This window comes from Pseudomonas sp. 05N432 (genome assembly GCF_056396945.1).
Genome location: NZ_JBFTMM010000002.1, coordinates 258,046 through 275,684, shown reverse-complemented (window position 1 = coordinate 275,684; position 17,639 = coordinate 258,046). Strand labels below are relative to the sequence as shown.

At 57.9% G+C, this 17,639-nt stretch carries 14 protein-coding genes; 8 read left to right on the top strand and 6 right to left on the bottom strand.

Annotated features, from left to right (window positions below):
- Window position 1: 1 nt before the first annotated feature.
- The 4 genes from AC1DHT_RS03580 to AC1DHT_RS03565 all read left to right on the top strand — a co-directional run bounded on the left by AC1DHT_RS03580 (window position 2) and on the right by AC1DHT_RS03565 (window position 3,580).
- Window positions 2–307 carry an ArsR/SmtB family transcription factor gene (locus tag AC1DHT_RS03580; protein ID WP_054596057.1) on the top strand — a complete coding sequence of 102 codons (306 nt, stop codon included), beginning with the start codon at window positions 2–4 and terminating at the stop codon, window positions 305–307.
- A 28-nt stretch (window positions 308–335) separates the two neighbouring features.
- Window positions 336–1,502, top strand: coding sequence for an MFS transporter (locus AC1DHT_RS03575; RefSeq protein ID WP_427536819.1), 1,167 nt, complete (start codon window positions 336–338; stop codon window positions 1,500–1,502).
- Window positions 1,503–1,524: 22 nt separating this feature from the next.
- Window positions 1,525–2,574 (top strand): alkene reductase, encoded by a 1,050-nt coding sequence (locus tag AC1DHT_RS03570; RefSeq protein WP_427536821.1) that lies wholly within the window; start codon window positions 1,525–1,527, stop codon window positions 2,572–2,574.
- Between the two features lie 358 nt (window positions 2,575–2,932).
- A complete protein-coding gene (locus AC1DHT_RS03565) occupies window positions 2,933–3,580 on the top strand; it encodes a hypothetical protein (RefSeq protein ID WP_427536823.1) in 648 nt (215 codons plus the stop codon).
- Window positions 3,581–3,770: 190 nt separating this feature from the next.
- Here AC1DHT_RS03565 and emhR read toward each other — a convergent pair whose 3' ends face one another.
- Window positions 3,771–4,403 carry an efflux system transcriptional repressor EmhR gene (gene emhR / locus AC1DHT_RS03560; protein ID WP_427536825.1) on the bottom strand — a complete coding sequence of 211 codons (633 nt, stop codon included), beginning with the start codon at window positions 4,401–4,403 and terminating at the stop codon, window positions 3,771–3,773.
- A 266-nt stretch (window positions 4,404–4,669) separates the two neighbouring features.
- On the opposite strand from emhR, the gene emhA reads away from it, so the two are divergent.
- Genes emhA through adeC form a run of 3 tightly spaced genes read left to right on the top strand, consistent with a single transcriptional unit; the run spans window position 4,670 to window position 10,455 of the window.
- Window positions 4,670–5,827: an efflux RND transporter periplasmic adaptor subunit EmhA gene (gene emhA / locus AC1DHT_RS03555; RefSeq protein ID WP_427536827.1), complete on the top strand. Its 1,158-nt coding sequence runs from the start codon at window positions 4,670–4,672 to the stop codon at window positions 5,825–5,827.
- A gap of 3 nt (window positions 5,828–5,830) precedes the next feature.
- A complete protein-coding gene (gene emhB / locus AC1DHT_RS03550) occupies window positions 5,831–8,998 on the top strand; it encodes an efflux RND transporter permease subunit EmhB (RefSeq protein ID WP_477761236.1) in 3,168 nt (1,055 codons plus the stop codon).
- Window positions 8,995–10,455 (top strand): AdeC/AdeK/OprM family multidrug efflux complex outer membrane factor, encoded by a 1,461-nt coding sequence (gene adeC, locus AC1DHT_RS03545; protein WP_427536831.1) that lies wholly within the window; start codon window positions 8,995–8,997, stop codon window positions 10,453–10,455. The genes emhB and adeC overlap by 4 nt, the downstream gene beginning before the upstream one ends.
- Before the next feature lie 337 nt (window positions 10,456–10,792).
- Here adeC and AC1DHT_RS03540 read toward each other — a convergent pair whose 3' ends face one another.
- From AC1DHT_RS03540 to AC1DHT_RS03520, 5 genes are all read right to left on the bottom strand, one after another.
- On the bottom strand, window positions 10,793–11,158 hold the full coding sequence (locus AC1DHT_RS03540) for a DUF6124 family protein (RefSeq protein ID WP_427536833.1): 366 nt from the start codon (window positions 11,156–11,158) through the stop codon (window positions 10,793–10,795).
- Between the two features lie 534 nt (window positions 11,159–11,692).
- Window positions 11,693–13,666, bottom strand: a complete 1,974-nt coding sequence (locus AC1DHT_RS03535) for a multinuclear nonheme iron-dependent oxidase (RefSeq protein WP_427536835.1) — start codon at window positions 13,664–13,666, stop codon at window positions 11,693–11,695.
- Window positions 13,667–13,682: 16 nt separating this feature from the next.
- Window positions 13,683–14,843 (bottom strand): aKG-HExxH-type peptide beta-hydroxylase, encoded by a 1,161-nt coding sequence (locus AC1DHT_RS03530; protein ID WP_477761235.1) that lies wholly within the window; start codon window positions 14,841–14,843, stop codon window positions 13,683–13,685.
- Window positions 14,844–14,857: 14 nt separating this feature from the next.
- Window positions 14,858–15,334, bottom strand: coding sequence for a GNAT family N-acetyltransferase (locus AC1DHT_RS03525; RefSeq protein WP_427536839.1), 477 nt, complete (start codon window positions 15,332–15,334; stop codon window positions 14,858–14,860).
- Between the two features lie 113 nt (window positions 15,335–15,447).
- The gene (locus AC1DHT_RS03520) at window positions 15,448–15,705 is read right to left on the bottom strand and encodes an Os1348 family RiPP precursor (protein ID WP_054596042.1); all 258 of its coding nucleotides are present in this window, start codon (window positions 15,703–15,705) and stop codon (window positions 15,448–15,450) included.
- A gap of 620 nt (window positions 15,706–16,325) precedes the next feature.
- Between AC1DHT_RS03520 and AC1DHT_RS03515 the strand changes: the two genes are divergently transcribed.
- Window positions 16,326–17,588, top strand: coding sequence for an OprD family porin (locus tag AC1DHT_RS03515; protein WP_427536841.1), 1,263 nt, complete (start codon window positions 16,326–16,328; stop codon window positions 17,586–17,588).
- The last annotated feature ends 51 nt before the right edge of the window (window positions 17,589–17,639 follow it).

Below are 17,639 nucleotides of genomic sequence, written 5' to 3'. Positions count from 1 at the left end.
CATGTCCACCATTGACCTCGACGAAATAATAAAAGCCCTGGCGCACCCGGTACGGCGAGAAATCCTGCACTGGCTCAAAGACCCGACCGTCGAATTCCCCGACCAATCCCACAGCAACGAGCACGGCGTCTGCGCCGGGCAGATCGATCAACGTTGCGGTTTGTCGCAGTCCACGGTTTCCGCCCATCTGGCGACCCTGCAACGCGCCGGCCTGATCAGCAGCCGTAAAGTCGGCCAGTGGCATTTTTTCAAACGCAACGAGGAAACCATTCAGGAATTCCTCCGCACCTTCAGCAAAGAGCTCTGACCCTTTGTACGCCGACAAGGAATCGACAATGCCCCTCTCGCTACTCATTCTGGCCCTCAGCGCCTTCGCCATCGGCACCACCGAGTTCGTCATCATGGGCTTGCTGCCCGATGTGGCGGCCGACCTTGGTGTGTCGATCCCTGGCGCCGGGTGGCTGGTGACCGGCTATGCCCTGGGCGTGGCCATCGGCGCGCCGTTCATGGCACTGGCCACCGCCAGGCTGCCGCGCAAGGCTGCGCTGGTCGCGTTGATGGGTATTTTCATTGTCGGCAACCTGCTCTGCGCCCTGGCCAGTGACTACCAAGTGCTGATGTTCGCCCGAGTCGTCACCGCCCTGTGCCATGGCGCGTTCTTTGGTATTGGCTCAGTGGTGGCCGCAGGTCTGGTGCCTGCCAACAAGCGCGCTTCGGCCGTCGCACTGATGTTCACCGGCCTGACCCTGGCCAACGTGTTGGGCGTACCGCTGGGCACTGCGCTGGGTCAGGAAGCCGGCTGGCGCTCGACCTTCTGGGCAGTGACCGTGATCGGCGTGATTGCGCTGATCGGCCTGATCCGCTTCCTGCCGGCCAAACGCGACGAAGAAAAACTCGACATGCGCGCCGAACTGCGCGTCCTCAAAGGCGCCGGTATCTGGCTGTCGTTGAGCATGACCGCACTGTTCGCCGCATCGGTCTTCACCTTGTTCACCTATGTCGCACCGCTGTTGGGCGAAGTCACCGGCGTCTCGCCACGCGGCGTGACCTGGACCCTGATGCTCATCGGCCTGGGCCTGACGGTCGGCAACATCATCGGCGGCAAGCTGGCTGACAAAGGTATGGCGGCGACGCTGATCGGCGTGTTCATCAGCATGGCGGTGGTCTCCACCGTACTGACCTGGACCAGCGTTGCAGTGATCCCGACCGAAATCACCCTGTTCCTCTGGGCCACCGCGTGCTTTGCCGCCGTCCCCGCCCTGCAAGTGAACGTAGTGACCTTCGGCAAGGCGGCACCGAACCTGGTGTCGACCCTGAACATCGGCGCTTTCAATGTCGGCAACGCACTCGGTGCCTGGGTTGGCGGCAGCGTCATCGCCCACGGTTTCGGCCTGACCAGCGTGCCCCTCGCGGCCGCTGCGCTGGCGATCCTGGCGCTGCTGGTAACCCTGATTACTTTCCGTCAGAGCGGTAATCCCGAACTGGCCCCTGCTACCAACTGATACCTCACGAGGGTTGTATTAAATGACGACTATTTTCGATCCGATCAAGCTTGGCGACCTGCAACTGGCAAACCGCATCATCATGGCGCCACTGACTCGCTGCCGCGCCGACGAAGGCCGCGTACCGAACGCACTGATGGCTGAATACTACGTGCAGCGCGCGTCCGCCGGCCTGATCCTCAGCGAGGCCACGTCGGTCACGCCGATGGGCGTCGGCTACCCGGATACCCCGGGTATCTGGTCCAACGACCAGGTGCGTGGCTGGAGCAATGTGACCAAAGCGGTACACGGCGCCGGCGGCAAGATCTTCCTGCAACTGTGGCATGTGGGCCGGGTTTCCCACCCGTCCTACCTGAACGGCGAAGCACCGGTTGCACCGAGCGCCATCCAGCCAAAAGGTCATGTCAGCCTGGTTCGCCCACTGGCCGACTACCCAACGCCACGCGCACTGGAAACTGCTGAAATCGCCGACATCATCGACGCTTACCGTGTCGGTGCGGAAAACGCCAAGGCGGCCGGTTTCGACGGCGTGGAAATCCACGGCGCCAACGGCTACCTGCTCGACCAGTTCCTGCAAAGCAGCACCAACCAGCGCACCGACAATTACGGTGGCTCCCTGGAAAACCGTGCTCGCCTGTTGCTGGAAGTGACCGACGCCGCCATCGAAGTCTGGGGCGCAGGTCGCGTCGGTGTGCACCTGGCACCGCGCGCCGACTCCCACGACATGGGCGACGACAACCTGTCCGAAACCTTTACCTATGTCGCTCGCGAACTGGGTAAACGCGGCATCGCGTTCATTTGCTCCCGCGAGAAAGAAGCCGGCGACAGCCTCGGCCCACAACTGAAAGAAGCCTTCGGCGGCCCGTACATCGCCAACGAACGTTTCACCAAGGACAGCGCCAACGCCTGGCTCTCCAGCGGCAAGGCCGATGCGGTCGCCTTCGGCGTGCCGTTCATTGCCAACCCGGACCTGCCGGCACGCCTGAAAGCCGATGCGCCGCTCAATGAAGCACGTCCTGAACTGTTCTATGGAAAAGGTCCAGTCGGGTATATCGACTATCCGACGATGTAAACTTCGTTTAAATAAAGAAGCCCCGGCTAGAAATACCCGGGGCTTCTTTATTGGCAAACGCTCAACTAATGAAACAACATCAACATTGCACCGACACTGACAGCGGGGTTAACTTCAACCACCAACACAACTAACACGTTATCTAACATGGACGCCCCCGCACACACACTTATTTTCACACTGACACTCAGCAGCCTCACTGACTCGATAGTCTGGCGCAACGAAATCATGCTGGATGATACCCCGTCAGCTTTCCCTTCCAATGTCATGCCACTCAGCACGCAGCTGGGCGTCTTGGAGCGCTGAGCCGTGGTCCGCACCCCCCCTGAAACCACTTACTTAATCGAAAGGAATCGATATGAACGACATCAAAGACACCAGCAACAACTACGAAGACCTGTTCTCGTTTTTCAACCACACTTCCATTGGAATGCTTTACAACCTGACGCCGCTTCTATTCAGTGAGGAAAACCAGCAAGCACTGGATGAGTTGATTGGGATCGCCAAGGTTGAATTGATCAACCTGTTAGATCAAATTAATTCGGAGCACGCCCTGAACAAAAAAATCGAACAGTGGCGAAATCAAAACAAACGCTCGAACATCACTCGTGTGATAGTCAAACTCATCAATAACTCCCCTCACACGTTTAAAATTGCACAGACCAGCTTGCCACTGCGCGCATCAGAACGTGAGTCATTCCTGCTCTCCGCGTACAGCAATACCGCATTCAAATCCGATTTCGCCTATACCTACGCCTACCCTTGGCCAAAAAACAAAATCATGTTCAATCAGTTCGTGGATTTTATCGATCAGAACGTCGGGGTACGTTTTGATCTCGGCATGATAATGAATACGTCCTTCGGCGTTCTGTCGCCAACACACAGGGCAAGGGTAAAAAACACCGTCAGCTCCATTGGCTCGTCCAAAATCAAATGCTCAACCCAAATCACGAGCATGGGAGAGAACGAGCCTTTCAATTTCGAGGTGGAAATCAGGCTGGGCTGAAGCAGCGCCCCTTCCGGATTGCTCTCACCTTTTCACATCTACGACACAAAATTCCTACAAAATACGTAGCTTGCTACCTGTCATCCCGAAGCGCGTCCGTATATAAAAGCACCCATTACGACAACGCGGGCGAAGAGTTGATCTTTGCCCGCGTCTATTGACAGAAACGGATCCAATTACGCATTTTGTTTCAATTGCGTAGGCTAGGACTCAAGCGCAGCATGTCCAGACCTGTGTCGACGCAGCGCGCGGCTTCAGCGTGCAGCTGAAAGCTGTCGGGAGCGAGCAGCCACCCATACAGGATGCCGTCAACATAGGCATGAATGCTGATCGCTGCGCGGGCCGTGTCGAGATTCTCCGGCAACTGGCCCCGTTTCACTGCATTACGCAATGCCAGTTCGATACGCACATTGCACTCCAGACTGACGGTGCGGCGCTGCTGGCGCAGATCACACATTTCATCAGTGAATTCGCACTTGTGGAACAGAATCTCATTGATGCGTCGGGTCTTCGGGTCCAGGGCAACTTGATGAAACAAATGAATCAGCAGTTTGCGCATGCAGCCCAGCGGATCCTCTTCTTCTTCACTTTCGCTCGCCCTGGCCATCTCATCCAGCGGCTCATGCAAGCTGTCGAGCATCGCCTGAACCAGATCGGCCTTGTTGCTGAAATGCCAGTAGATGGCCCCACGCGTAACACCGGCCAGGGTAGCGATGTCCGCCAGTGTCGTGCGCGCCACACCCCTTTCGTAAAAGGCCTTTTCTGCCGCTTCGAGAATCTGGCTGCGGGTTTCTTGAGCTTCCTCTTTAGTACGACGGACCATGGCAGTAAAACCTCAATCAGGAATGCTTCAGCGATGTCTGTACACCGTCTGAACAAATGTGGGGCGAGCTCTCTGAGGTCTCATCCCCAGCCTACAATTCTCACCTTGCATCGACTTTTGTAACCGGATGGGTACTGAGCCGGGCTATTTACAAACAACCATGAACGTAAGTATATTCCTTAGCAAGCTACTTATCCACCCGGCATAATTTTTTTACCTTTACACTTTTCTTGTGCGCATGTTGCGCGCCTGACCCGAGGATCTTCATGCAATTCAAGCCAGCTGTTACCGCTCTGGTTACCGCCGTCGCCCTGGCATCGCTGCTCAGCGGATGTAAAAAGGAAGAGGCGCCCCCAGCCCCTCCAACCCCTCAGGTCGGCGTCGTAACCCTGCAACCTCAAGCCTTTACCCTGACATCCGAACTGCCGGGCCGCACAACGGCCTACCGCATCGCGGAAGTTCGACCACAGGTCAATGGCATCATTCTCAAGCGCCTGTTCAAGGAAGGCGGCGAAGTGAAGGAAGGCCAGCAGCTTTACCAGATCGATCCTTCGGTCTATCAGGCCACCCTGAACAGCGCACAAGCCAACCTGCAATCGACCAAGTCGATTTCCGATCGCTACAAACAATTGGTCAACGAGCAAGCCGTAAGCCGTCAGGAATACGACACTGCCGTGGCCAACCGCTTGCAATCGGAAGCCGCCCTGAAAAGCGCAGAGATCAATGTGCGCTACACCAAGGTTTACGCACCGATTTCCGGTCGCATCGGCCGCTCTTCGGTCACCGAAGGCGCGCTGGTCAACAATGGCCAGGCCGACGCCATGGCCGTGATCCAGCAACTGGACCCGATCTACGTCGACGTTACCCAGTCTTCGGTCGAACTGCTGGAACTGCGCCGCGAACTGGAAAGCGGTCGTCTGCAAAAGGCCGGCGAGAATGCCGCCATGGTCAAGCTGACCCTCGAAGACGGCAGCCAGTACAAACAACAGGGCAAGCTCGAGTTCTCCGAAGTGTCGGTTGACCAGACCACTGGCTCCGTGACCTTGCGTGCAGTGTTCCCGAACCCTGATCACACCTTGCTGCCAGGCATGTTCGTTCACGCCCAGCTGCAAGCCGGGGTGAACGCTGCCGCGATTCTCGCGCCGCAACAGGGCGTGACTCGTGACCTCAAGGGAACGCCAACCGCTCTGGTGGTCGGTCCGGACAACAAGGTCGAGCTGCGTCAGCTCAAGGCCAGCCGTACGGTCGGCAGCCAATGGCTGATTGAAGATGGCCTCAAGGCCGGCGACCGCCTGATCACTGAAGGACTGCAATTCGTCAAACCTGGCGTCGTAGTCAAGCCCACTGAAGCGACTAACGTTGGCGCAAAGAACCCAGCCCCCGCACAGGCAGCTAACACTGCCACTGGCGGTAAAGGGGAGTAAACCATGTCGAAATTTTTTATCGACCGTCCGATTTTCGCCTGGGTAATTGCCCTGGTGATCATGTTGGTCGGGGCTTTATCGATCCTCAAGTTGCCGATCAACCAATACCCGAGCATCGCCCCGCCGGCGATCGCCATTTCCGTCACCTACCCGGGTGCTTCTGCACAAACCGTGCAGGACACCGTGGTGCAGGTGATCGAGCAGCAGCTCAACGGTATCGATAACCTGCGTTATGTGTCCTCGGAAAGTAACTCCGACGGCAGCATGACCATTACCGCGACCTTCGAGCAGGGCACCAACTCCGATACCGCGCAGGTCCAGGTCCAGAACAAACTGAACCTGGCCACCCCGCTGCTGCCGCAAGAAGTGCAGCAACAGGGTATCCGCGTGACCAAGGCAGTGAAAAACTTCCTGATGGTCATCGGCGTGGTCTCGCGCGACGGCAGCATGACCAAGGACGACCTGTCCAACTACATCGTTTCCAACATGCAGGACCCGATCTCGCGGACTGCGGGTGTCGGTGACTTCCAGGTGTTTGGTGCCCAGTACGCCATGCGTATCTGGCTCGACCCGGCCAAGTTGAACAACTTCAACCTGACCCCGGTCGATGTCAAAACCGCCATCGCTGCGCAGAACGTCCAGGTTTCCTCCGGTCAACTCGGTGGCTTGCCCGCCCTGCCCGGCCAGCAACTGAACGCCACGATCATCGGCAAGACCCGCTTGCAGACGGCCGAGCAGTTCAAGGAAATTCTGCTGCGGGTCAACAAGGACGGCTCGCAGGTTCGCCTGTCTGACGTTGCCGATGTCGGCCTCGGTGGCGAGAACTACAGCATCAGCGCCCAGTTCAACGGCAGCCCGGCTTCCGGTCTGGCAGTGAAACTGGCCAACGGCGCCAACGCCCTCGACACCGCCAAGGCCCTGCGCAAGACCATCGACAACCTCAAGCCATTCTTCCCGGAAGGGATGGAAGTGGTGTTCCCGTACGACACCACTCCGGTGGTGACCGAATCGATCAAGGGTGTGGTTGAAACCCTGGTCGAAGCGATCGTGCTGGTGTTCCTGGTGATGTTCCTGTTCCTGCAAAACTTCCGCGCCACGGTCATCACCACCATGACCGTACCGGTGGTGCTGCTGGGTACCTTCGGGATCCTCGCGGCGTTCGGCTTCAGCATCAACACCCTGACCATGTTCGGTATGGTGCTCGCCATCGGCTTGCTGGTGGACGATGCCATCGTCGTGGTGGAAAACGTCGAACGGGTGATGAGCGAAGAAGGACTCTCACCCAAGGAAGCCACCAAGAAATCCATGGGCCAGATCCAGGGCGCACTGGTCGGTATCGCACTGGTGCTGTCGGCGGTACTGCTGCCGATGGCGTTCTTCAGCGGTTCGACCGGGGTGATCTACAAGCAGTTCTCGATCACCATCGTTTCGGCCATGGCCCTTTCGGTATTGGTTGCCCTGATCTTCACCCCGGCGCTCTGCGCCACCATGCTCAAGGCGATTCCGAAAGGCGATCACGGCACTCCGAAACGCGGCTTCTTCGGCTGGTTCAACCGTAACTTCGACCGTAGCGTAAGAAGCTACGAGCGCGGTGTCGGCAACATGCTCAAGCACAAGGCGCCGTACCTGCTGGCCTACATCATCATCGTGGTCGGCATGATCTGGCTGTTCACCCGCATTCCAACGGCGTTCCTGCCGGAAGAAGACCAGGGCGTACTCTTTGCCCAGGTCCAGACCCCGGCCGGCTCTACCTCCCAGCGCACCCAAGTGGTCGTGGACGAGATGCGTGAATTCCTGCTGCGTCCTGGCAAGGACGGCGGTGAAGGCGATGCAGTGAACTCGGTGTTTACCGTGACCGGCTTCAACTTCGCCGGCCGTGGCCAGAGTTCGGGCATGGCGTTCATCATGCTCAGGCCATGGCACGAGCGGAATGCCGACAACAGCGTGTTCAAGGTTGCGGCCCGTGCCCAACAGCACTTCTTCACCTTCCGTGACGCCATGGTGTTCGCTTTCGCGCCACCGGCGGTACTGGAATTGGGTAACGCCACCGGTTTCGACGTATTCCTGCAGGATCGCGCCGGCATCGGTCACGACAAGTTGATGGCTGCCCGCAACCAGTTCCTCGGTATGGCGGCGCAGAGCAAGGTGCTGTCGCAGGTCCGTCCGAACGGTCTGAACGACGAACCGCAATACCAGCTGGAAATCGACGATGAAAAGGCCAGTGCCTTGGGCATCACGATGACCGACATCAACAACACGCTGTCGATCGCGCTGGGCAGTAGCTACGTCAACGACTTCATCGACCGTGGTCGGGTGAAAAAGGTTTACGTACAAGGCCAGCCGGGTGCTCGCATGAGCCCTGAAGACCTGAAGAAATGGTATGTACGCAACAGCCAGGGCGCCATGGTTCCGTTCTCCGCGTTCGCCAAGGGCGAGTGRATCTACGGCTCGCCGAAGCTGGCGCGTTACAACGGCGTAGAAGCGATAGAAATCCTCGGGGCGCCAGCGCCTGGTTACAGCACTGGTGAAGCCATGGCCGAAGTCGAAGCCCTGGCCCAGAAACTGCCGGCAGGCGTGGGTATTTCCTGGACCGGTCTGTCGTATGAGGAACGTCTGTCCGGCTCGCAAGCTCCGGCGCTGTACGCCTTGTCGTTGCTGATGGTCTTCCTCTGTCTGGCGGCGCTGTACGAAAGCTGGTCGATTCCGATTGCGGTAATGCTGGTTGTACCGCTGGGGATCATCGGTGCCCTGCTCGCCACCAGCCTGCGCGGTCTGTCCAACGACGTGTACTTCCAGGTGGGTCTGTTGACCACGATCGGTCTGGCGGCGAAAAACGCCATTCTGATTGTCGAATTTGCCAAGGAACTGCATGAACAAGGGCGCAGCCTGGTCGATGCCGCGATCGAAGCCTGTCGGATGCGTTTGCGACCGATCATCATGACCTCGCTGGCCTTCGTCCTCGGCGTGGTACCGCTGGCCATCTCCACCGGCGCAGGTTCGGGTAGCCAGCATGCGATCGGTACCGGGGTTATCGGCGGTATGCTGACGGCCACCGTACTGGCGATCTTCTGGGTCCCACTGTTCTTTGTCACCGTGTCGTCGATGGGTCAACGCAAAACTGCGGATCAGGATGACGTCGCTATAGAAACTTCTAAAGAGGCTGGCCAATGAGCAAGTCGCTACTCTCCCTAGCCATCGCCGCGTTCGTGCTCGGTGGCTGCTCGCTGATACCGGATTATCAGCAGCCTGCGGCACCGATTGCGTCGCAATACCCACAAGGTCCGGCGTATTCGCCGGCCCAGGCCGCCAGCCAGGCTGCCGCCGAACAAGGCTGGAAGCAATTTTTCCGTGACCCGGCGCTGCAACAGCTGATCCAGACCGCTCTGGAAAACAACCGCGACCTGCGTGTCGCGGCGCTGAACATCGACGCCTTTGCGGCCCAATACCGCATCTCGCGCGCCGACCTGTTCCCGGCCGTCTCGGCGACCGGTAGCGGCAGCCGTCAGCGGATTCCGGCGCGAGCCTCGCAGACCGGCAAAGAGGGCATCAACGCCAGCTACTCGGCCACCGTGGGCGTCAGCGCCTATGAGCTCGACCTGTTCGGTCGCGTTCGCAGCCTGAACGAACAAGCGCTGCAAAACTACTTCGCCACTGAAGAGGCACGCCGCAGCACCCAGATCAGCCTGGTGGCCAGCGTGGCCAACGCCTACCTGACCTGGCAGGCCGACAAGGAACAGCTGAAACTGTCCCAGGACACCCTCGCCACCTTCGAAGAAAGCTACCGGCTCACCTCCCGTAGCAATGAAGTCGGCGTGGCTTCGGCGCTGGACCTGAGCCAGTCGCGTACGGCCGTGGAGACCGCCCGGGTCCAACAGGCGAAATTCACTCGCCTGGTTGCCCAGGACGAAAACAGCCTGGCGCTGCTGTTGGGCACCGGTGTACCGGCCAATCTGGCAGCGGGCCAGCCGTTGTCCGATGACCTGCTCAGCGAAGTACCGGCCGGTCTGCCGTCCGACCTGCTGCAACGTCGCCCGGACATCCTTGAAGCCGAACACAAGCTCAAGGCTGCCAACGCCAACATCGGCGCGGCACGGGCAGCGTTCTTCCCGAGCATCAGCCTGACCGCCAATGCCGGCACCCTGAGCCCGGATCTGTCCGGTCTGTTCAAGGGTGGTTCGGGGACCTGGCTGTTCCAGCCGCAAATCAACCTGCCGATCTTCAATGCCGGTAGCCTGAGCGCCAGCCTGGATTACTCGAAAATCCAGAAAGACATCACGATCGCGCAGTACGAGAAGTCGATCCAGACCGCCTTCCAGGAAGTCTCCGACGGCCTCGCTGCACGCCTGACCTTCAACGAACAGTTGCAGGCCCAGCGTGATCTGGTGGCCGCCAACCAGAACTACTACCGCCTGGCCGAACGTCGCTACCGCATCGGTGTCGACAGCAACCTGACCTTCCTCGACGCCCAGCGTCAGTTGTTCACTGCGCAGCAATCGTTGATCACCGACCGCCTGTCGCAACTGATCAGCGAAGTAAACCTGTACAAGGCTCTCGGCGGTGGCTGGAACGCACAAACCGCGAAGAACGAGCCGGTGAAAGAAGAAGCGCCGAAGCTGAAGATGTTCTAATAACACCCGTAAGAACGAAGCCCACCATTTGGTGGGCTTTTTTTTGGGCTGTGTCTCGTCCTGAATAAGGTTTACACCTTCTGACTTATCTTCAGGAGGAACTAATGGATACGGGAAAAAGGCGCTGTAGCCTCTGATGGGCACAGCATGGGCAAGCTTAAACACCTGTCGTAGCAGCTGCCGAGCCTGCGAGGCTGCGTTCGGCTGCGAAGCAGTCGTAAAATCTTGCAACACGTTCATTCCGGTAAACCGCGTATGCAGGGTTGGCGAGGACTGCGTCCTCGGACGCAGCCTCGCGGGCTCGACAGCTGCTACGCGGGAGCCGCGTTCTTATCTGTTACTCCGGTGGATCGAGGTGATCCAGTGCGCGATTCACCGCCAACTCGGCCAGGGAAATCATCTGCTGAATAGCCAGTGCGGTATTGCGTTTGGGGCCTTCGAGGTCGAACGCCAGATCGCTGGCCATGACATTGGCCGAGGCGAGGGTTTCGCAGGCGTGGGCCAATAGGGTTTCAGAGTCGACGTCGGGGGCGATGACGAAAATGCAGCCGGGGCGTCGGTCGGCCAATAGCTGCTTGGTCTCGGGTAGCACCAGGTAATGGTCGAGCGCGCGGTGCGCGGCGGCGTGGAGTTCTTTTGAGTCGAGGGTGGCGTAGGGAGAGGTGCTTTCGGTATCAGGGGGATTGGGAGTGGCTTTGAACATTGGCTTAGCTCTCTTTGAGTGAGGCTGCAACCTGCTCGCGACTAAACGAATGGGTGGCGGCTGTACGCAGGTTAGTCGACCGACGAGCTAAGAAATCGGCGCGCCCGAGGGCGCCCTGCGCACAGCCACCATCAAGTGCAGGGATGGGATACCTGACTGATTGGCACTGATGCGACTTAGCTACGACAGGCGACTAAACCCGATCACTGATGGGCAGTGACACGGAAACAATAGAGGCGACGACCAAGGCGCACAAGCCGGCGGATTCTGGCGCAGGTGTAGGCCGCGACGCAAGGCGCTGTAGCCTCTGATGGGCACCGCGTGGGCAAGCTTAAACACCCGTTGTAGCAGCTGCCGAGCCCGCGAGGCGGCGTTCGAGGACGCAGTCCTCGCAAATCCTGCGTACGCGGTTTTCCTGAACGAACGTGTTGCCTGATTTTACGACTGCTTCGCAGCCGAACGCAGCCTCGCGGGCTCGGCAGCTGCTACGGATGCGTTAGCCTTGATCACCGGTTTTAGAAATGACAGAACGTCTCAACTTCCAACCCCATTGACCAGAAACACCGGCTCTTCCAGATAATTGAGTCCCAGCCGGTTTTCGAACACTTCATCGCGTAGCGCTGCCGTAGTGAAACAGCCCAACCCCAACGCAGTGGCCACCAGTGAAAAGGTCTGACTCAGATGCCCGGCATCCATCAGCGCCACCCGCAGCGCCCGGCTGAACTCGTACTTCCAGGCCATTCGCTCGACACGCGCCGTGGACACAAACACTGCCGCTGCGTCCTTGATCCACGGCTGCTCGCCACAGGCGTCGCTGATCCAGACTCGCGGGTCTTCCCGTGACAGCAACTCAAGCCCGTGACGGCGTACCGAATAGTGGTAAAGACCGCGTTCGAAACCTTGCACATTCATCAGCACCGCATACACCTCGGTGCCCTGCAGCGAACCGCCGGCCGGTGAGGTTTTCTTCAGGAAATAATCCCCCATGCGGTTCTGTTCCATGACCGTCGCGCCCCACGTGTAGTAGAGCAACAAAGACAATTGCAGCGCGCTCAGCGGTTGGTCGCTGAAGGTGCGCGACGTGCGGCGCTCGCACAGCGAATCGAGCAATGTCGATTGGGCGATCGCGCCGGAAGGCGCCAGCAGCGGGTTTTCCAGGGCAACAAAAGGATGGGAGAAATAATCCTTGAATGCCGACGGCTGACGTCGCGCCGAGGCCTTTTGCTCAAGCTGCATTTCCAGATCGCTGACACTGATGTAGGGCGTGTGCGACCCGGTCCGAGTGCTCAGATAAAACTCCAGCGCCGCGTCCCAATGGGCCCAAAGGCTGGCCGGCTGGCTACGCTCAACGCAAGCGGCAGTGTCAGATGGTGTCTCGACCGGTTGCAGGACACCCTGGCTGATCAGTTCCCGCAGGAACGCCAGATTGTCGTCCTGCTCGGGGCTCTGCAAAACACCCGGCAGCAACAAGGCACTGCCCAGTGTCTGGGGAGTCAGGAAGTGGCGCAGCAACGGCAGAAACATCACACCGAATTCCAGGCTCAGGTCCCACTGCCGATCCCGGATAAAAAACGATGCCGAGCCGACGCTGAGCCAGGTGCTTTCCCTGAGTTTCAACAGGGTTTGCGCCCCCTGCTCGAGTTGCGTTTGCGGCTCTTGCCGGGCAAAACCCTGCCAGAACAGGGCTTTGGGCTGAAGGGACTTGATGGCCGTGATCAAGGTCAACAATTCTGCATCATCGGTTTTGCGGGAAATATCCCACTCAAGGGTGATCGCTTTCACCGGCGATGAATCAAACAAATGACGCAAGATGTCCCAATCCCGCCGTGGATGGCCGGTATGTATTTCAATCAGCCGGTCCAGCGGCAACGAACGCAAGTAGGTGTTCAGGTCGTAACCCAGGGTTCTGGCGGTCGCGATCGCGCTGTCGAGGTCCAGCAGAAAGCCCGAGTCACTGCGCTCCACCACCCTGGAGATGAACGCGCCTTCAGATTGTTCTTGTGCATCGTGCAACGAAAACAACCGCGGCGCGTTTTCCAGTACCAGCAGCGTTGCCGTGAGGTCACGCAATTCAATGGCGTTGGCCACCACCGTGTCAGCTACCTCTTGGGCCAGGGTCGGCAAAATGAAATGCTGAGTGTCGCCACCGTGGAACCGCGACCAGGAAATATGCTCGGCCAACCAGGGCGAGCGGGTTTTCTCGCACAGCCGCCGAGTCATTTGCAGAAACTCGCGGTCCATCGCGATGCCCACGCTGCCCAGGGACAAACTGGAAGAATGCAGCAAGCTCGGTACTTGCGCACCGAGCTCAAGCAGACGCGGTTCCAGAATGCAGTGCGTCGGCTGAAACTCGACGTAATCGAAGTGCGGCAACCCCTCGGCGAGAATCCGTTCGACAGTCGGGTCGAGCCCCTCCTCCGATAACTCGTCCTGAGGCGTGCGCCGTGGCAAATGGTATTCCAGCCCAACGCCGGCCTCGGGAAATTGCGAAGCATCAAACATCGCCATGTCCACCTCCCTGGCGTCAACCGGTCAGGCCCAGCATGCGTTTAGCCCCCGCCGAAGCGCCCGATATCGCCAACAACGCGGCGTGTTGAGTTTCCAGCGCCCTGACTTCTTTGATCAGGTTTTCCAGCAGTTGGCGGCCTTGAGGGGTGAAATCCGCGCACGCTTCGAAATCGGGCAGCGCCTTGATCAAGCCTTGCAGGATGAACACCAGGCGTTTTTGTGCCCGTTGCAGTTCATGGGACGAGCGCGAACGAACCCGCTCCAGGTATTTGACCAACGCGACATACACGAAAAACGCATGGAAATAGCCATAGAGATCACGCTTCTGCCCCGACCACGGCAAGGTAAACAACGCCTCCCGCGAGGTCTCATCCCTGACCACCGGGCACACTTCGACAATGTTGTAGAGCAATTGATGAGTGGCCTCATGCACCAGCGACTCTTCGAGGTCGAGTATCGAATCATCCCGGTTCGAGATGAGGATGATCCCGGTGAAGCGCGAAGCCGAGCAGCTTCGAAATGAACCATCGGGCAAATAACAAATGGACTTGACCAATTTTCTAAACTGTTCGCGACAGGCGGGCCACGTGTGCTCTATACGCAATAGCGCAATATTCACCACATCGCAAAAGAAACTCACGGAATGACCATGACGCTCCAATTGCTTACGGGTCGCTTCATCTTCCGGAAATTCATAACTGGGCGGTGCCACTCTCGTCACCAACGGATCAACATTAAAACGATACACCGGGGGGCAATAATCATTCATGTGAATACTGTCGTTTCTTTTCACCCGCGCCAGCATCAGTGGAAACTCAATCAACATGTGCTCTAACTCATCGGTATTCGCGGCCTTTTTCGTGATGACCAGGTTGGCATAATGAGCCGTCAACACACTCCACACTTGAAACACCGGATCATTAATAATCACGCGCTGCTCGCGGGTTGGCGGCACGATAAGATTAAACGCCTGCTCGAAAAATTCCGCCAACTGCGGAGCATTGGGAAACAGTTGAAAAAGTTCGGTGTACAGCGCAACAAAACTTGTGTAGCGATTTCGACTGACACGCTCCAGCAATACATCAAATCGTKAAGGCTCCGTGTCCGGCAAAAATGTCGTGCCCTGAAACAACTCGTCATCGGATAGCTCACGCAGACCACTGTTCCCGATTTCCATTTTTCAACCTTCCCTTAGGTAGGCGGCAACGGCTTCGCCATCGTCAGACTGGCGATGCCATACCCTGATTGTTCATAAAGACGACGCGCCGCATCGTTGCGACCAAAGACATGCAGTCGCACTTCTTCGCATCCCGCCTGGCGTGCCCATGATTCGAGGGCCAACAGTGATTGTTTCGCATAACCCTGGCGGCGCTCTCCGGGGTCAATGTAAATGTCCAGGATGAAGGCACTCTTGCCGGCACCGGTGTGTCGCTCGGCGACCCACAACTCGCCAATACGACGCTCTTGATCCTTGATCACCCAGAATTGGTTTTTTTCAGTCAGTCGCCCTTGCGGCAACAACTGCTCGAAGACACTGCGTGCCTTTTGCGCGGCTTCCTCATGGGCCCACTCACCCGAGACGACCATACCGTCACCATATTCAGCAACGGCTCTTTCGGCGAACGTTGCAAAGTCCGCGTTATCCATTGGAGCCAAGGTGACAGACATGAGTCATTCACTCCGCGCTCGACCGCTGTGCCTCATGACATTTCATAAAGCCATTCGGCGTACCTGCGTGAAAGACCCACCTTTCGGGGTACGCCAAATGGCATCACCGGCCGTTAATCCATGCGCGCTTGCTGTTGCTGGGTATCAAATATGGCACGCGTCCCCAGATTACTTCTAATACCGGCAGAGGCCGCTGACAGTTTTGCAGCATCAATGCCTTTAACCGCCGCAATTTCATCAGCACTTAGATGCACACCAATATTTTTAGCTGCCGAGGCAGGATCATTGTGAAGTGCATCGGCAAACCCCGGATCCAGCACCGCACGTCCAACAACCGTGGCCAGGGTTTGCTGATTGACTTTATTGCTCATGGTACTTCTCCTTGTTATTTCGGCACGACGAAAAATGCACCCCCTTGACGACGCATGAAACTTTCCCTCGCCCGCCATGGGGACTTTGAATATAGCAAGACCACTGCTCTTTTCCAGCCATACCCACGACTCCCTTTAAACCGTTTCACGATAATCGATAACACCGTTTCTTAAGGTTAACTGGCGATTACGGGTAACGCTTTAATGACAACAAAACTGTAGGAAACATCTTACAACCAAAGTAATAGGCACTTCTATTTAATAGCCACTGGACAGCAATGCGTCATTAATAGAACACAACGCCAGACAACCATTATTAACCCGAATAACTATGGGATTTAATTAACAATGCTTCATACCGCTGGTGATCCGACAGGCGTCGATTTGTGTTCGATTATCGCCCAAAACTCCATCCACCCAATTGAATCCCGCCCTTGATCCCCCGCACCATTCCCCCACCTACAAGAACCAATAACAACAGGTCCGGCACCATGACTGCACACCCTACCCGCTCCGGCTGATCTCTCCCGTTCGTTGACCCGAATTCGTATTTTTGTCTGCAATCCCTTGGTTGCGGCTGCGTCCTGCTTCATCCCTAACAATTAGAGAGACCCGACTTCATGAAGCCTTCCACCTGTGCAAAACAGCTTTTGCCGACTCTATTGACCACCGCACTGGTCAGCGCAGCCCTCCCGGCGCTAGCCGAAGAGTCGGGTTTTCTAGACGGCGCCCAGGCCAACCTCAACCTGCGCAACTTCTACTTCAACCGCAACTTCACCAACCCGACCCATGCGCAGGGCACGGCGGCAGAATGGACGCAAAGCTTCATCCTCGATGCCAAATCCGGGTTCACCCAGGGCACCGTCGGTTTCGGCATGGACGTATTGGGCCTGTACTCGGTGAAACTCGATGGCGGACGCGGCACTGGCGGGACGCAGTTGCTGCCGCTGGACCACGATGGTCGCCCCGCCGATGACTTCGGACGCCTGGGTGTGGCGTTCAAGGCGAAGCTTTCCAAGACCGAGTTGAAAGTCGGTGAATGGATGCCGGTGTTGCCGATCCTGCGTTCGGACGATGGGCGTTCGTTGCCGCAAACGTTTCGCGGTGGCCAGGTCACCTCGAAGGAAATCGACGGCCTGACGCTCTACGGTGGTCAGATGCGCGCTAACAGCCCGCGTGACGACAGCAGCATGAGCGACATGTCGATGACCGGCAAACCCGCCGTCACGTCCGACCGTTTCAACTTTGAGGGCGCCGAATACAGCTTCAACGACAAGCGCACGCAAATCGGGGTGTGGAATGCCCAGCTCAAGGACATCTACAGCCAGCAATTTATCAACCTGATCCACACCCAGCCATTGGGCGACTGGACGCTGGGCGCCAACCTTGGCTTCTTCTATGGCAAGGAAGATGGCAGCGCACGGGCCGGTGACCTCGATAACAAAACCTGGTCCGGGCTGTTCTCGGCCAAATATGGCGGCAACACCTTCTATGTCGGCTTGCAGAAACTCACCGGCGACAATGCCTGGATGCGGGTCAATGGCACCAGCGGCGGGACGCTGGCCAACGACAGTTACAACTCGAGCTACGACAACGCCCGGGAGAAATCCTGGCAACTGCGCCACGACTACAACTTCGCCGCCCTCGGCATCCCCGGCCTGACCCTGATGAACCGCTACATCAGCGGCGACAACGTGCACACCGGGACCATCACCAACGGCAAGGAATGGGGACGCGAGAGCGAGATTGGCTACACCGTGCAAAGCGGCAGCCTGAAAAACCTCAACGTCAGGTGGCGCAACTCGACCATGCGTCGGGACTACAGCAACAACGAGTTCGACGAAAACCGCCTGATCGTCAGCTATCCGATCAGCCTGCTCTAAAGCGATAAAAATACCGCGAGGACATGAACCGTTCAGCACCGTTATGCTCCT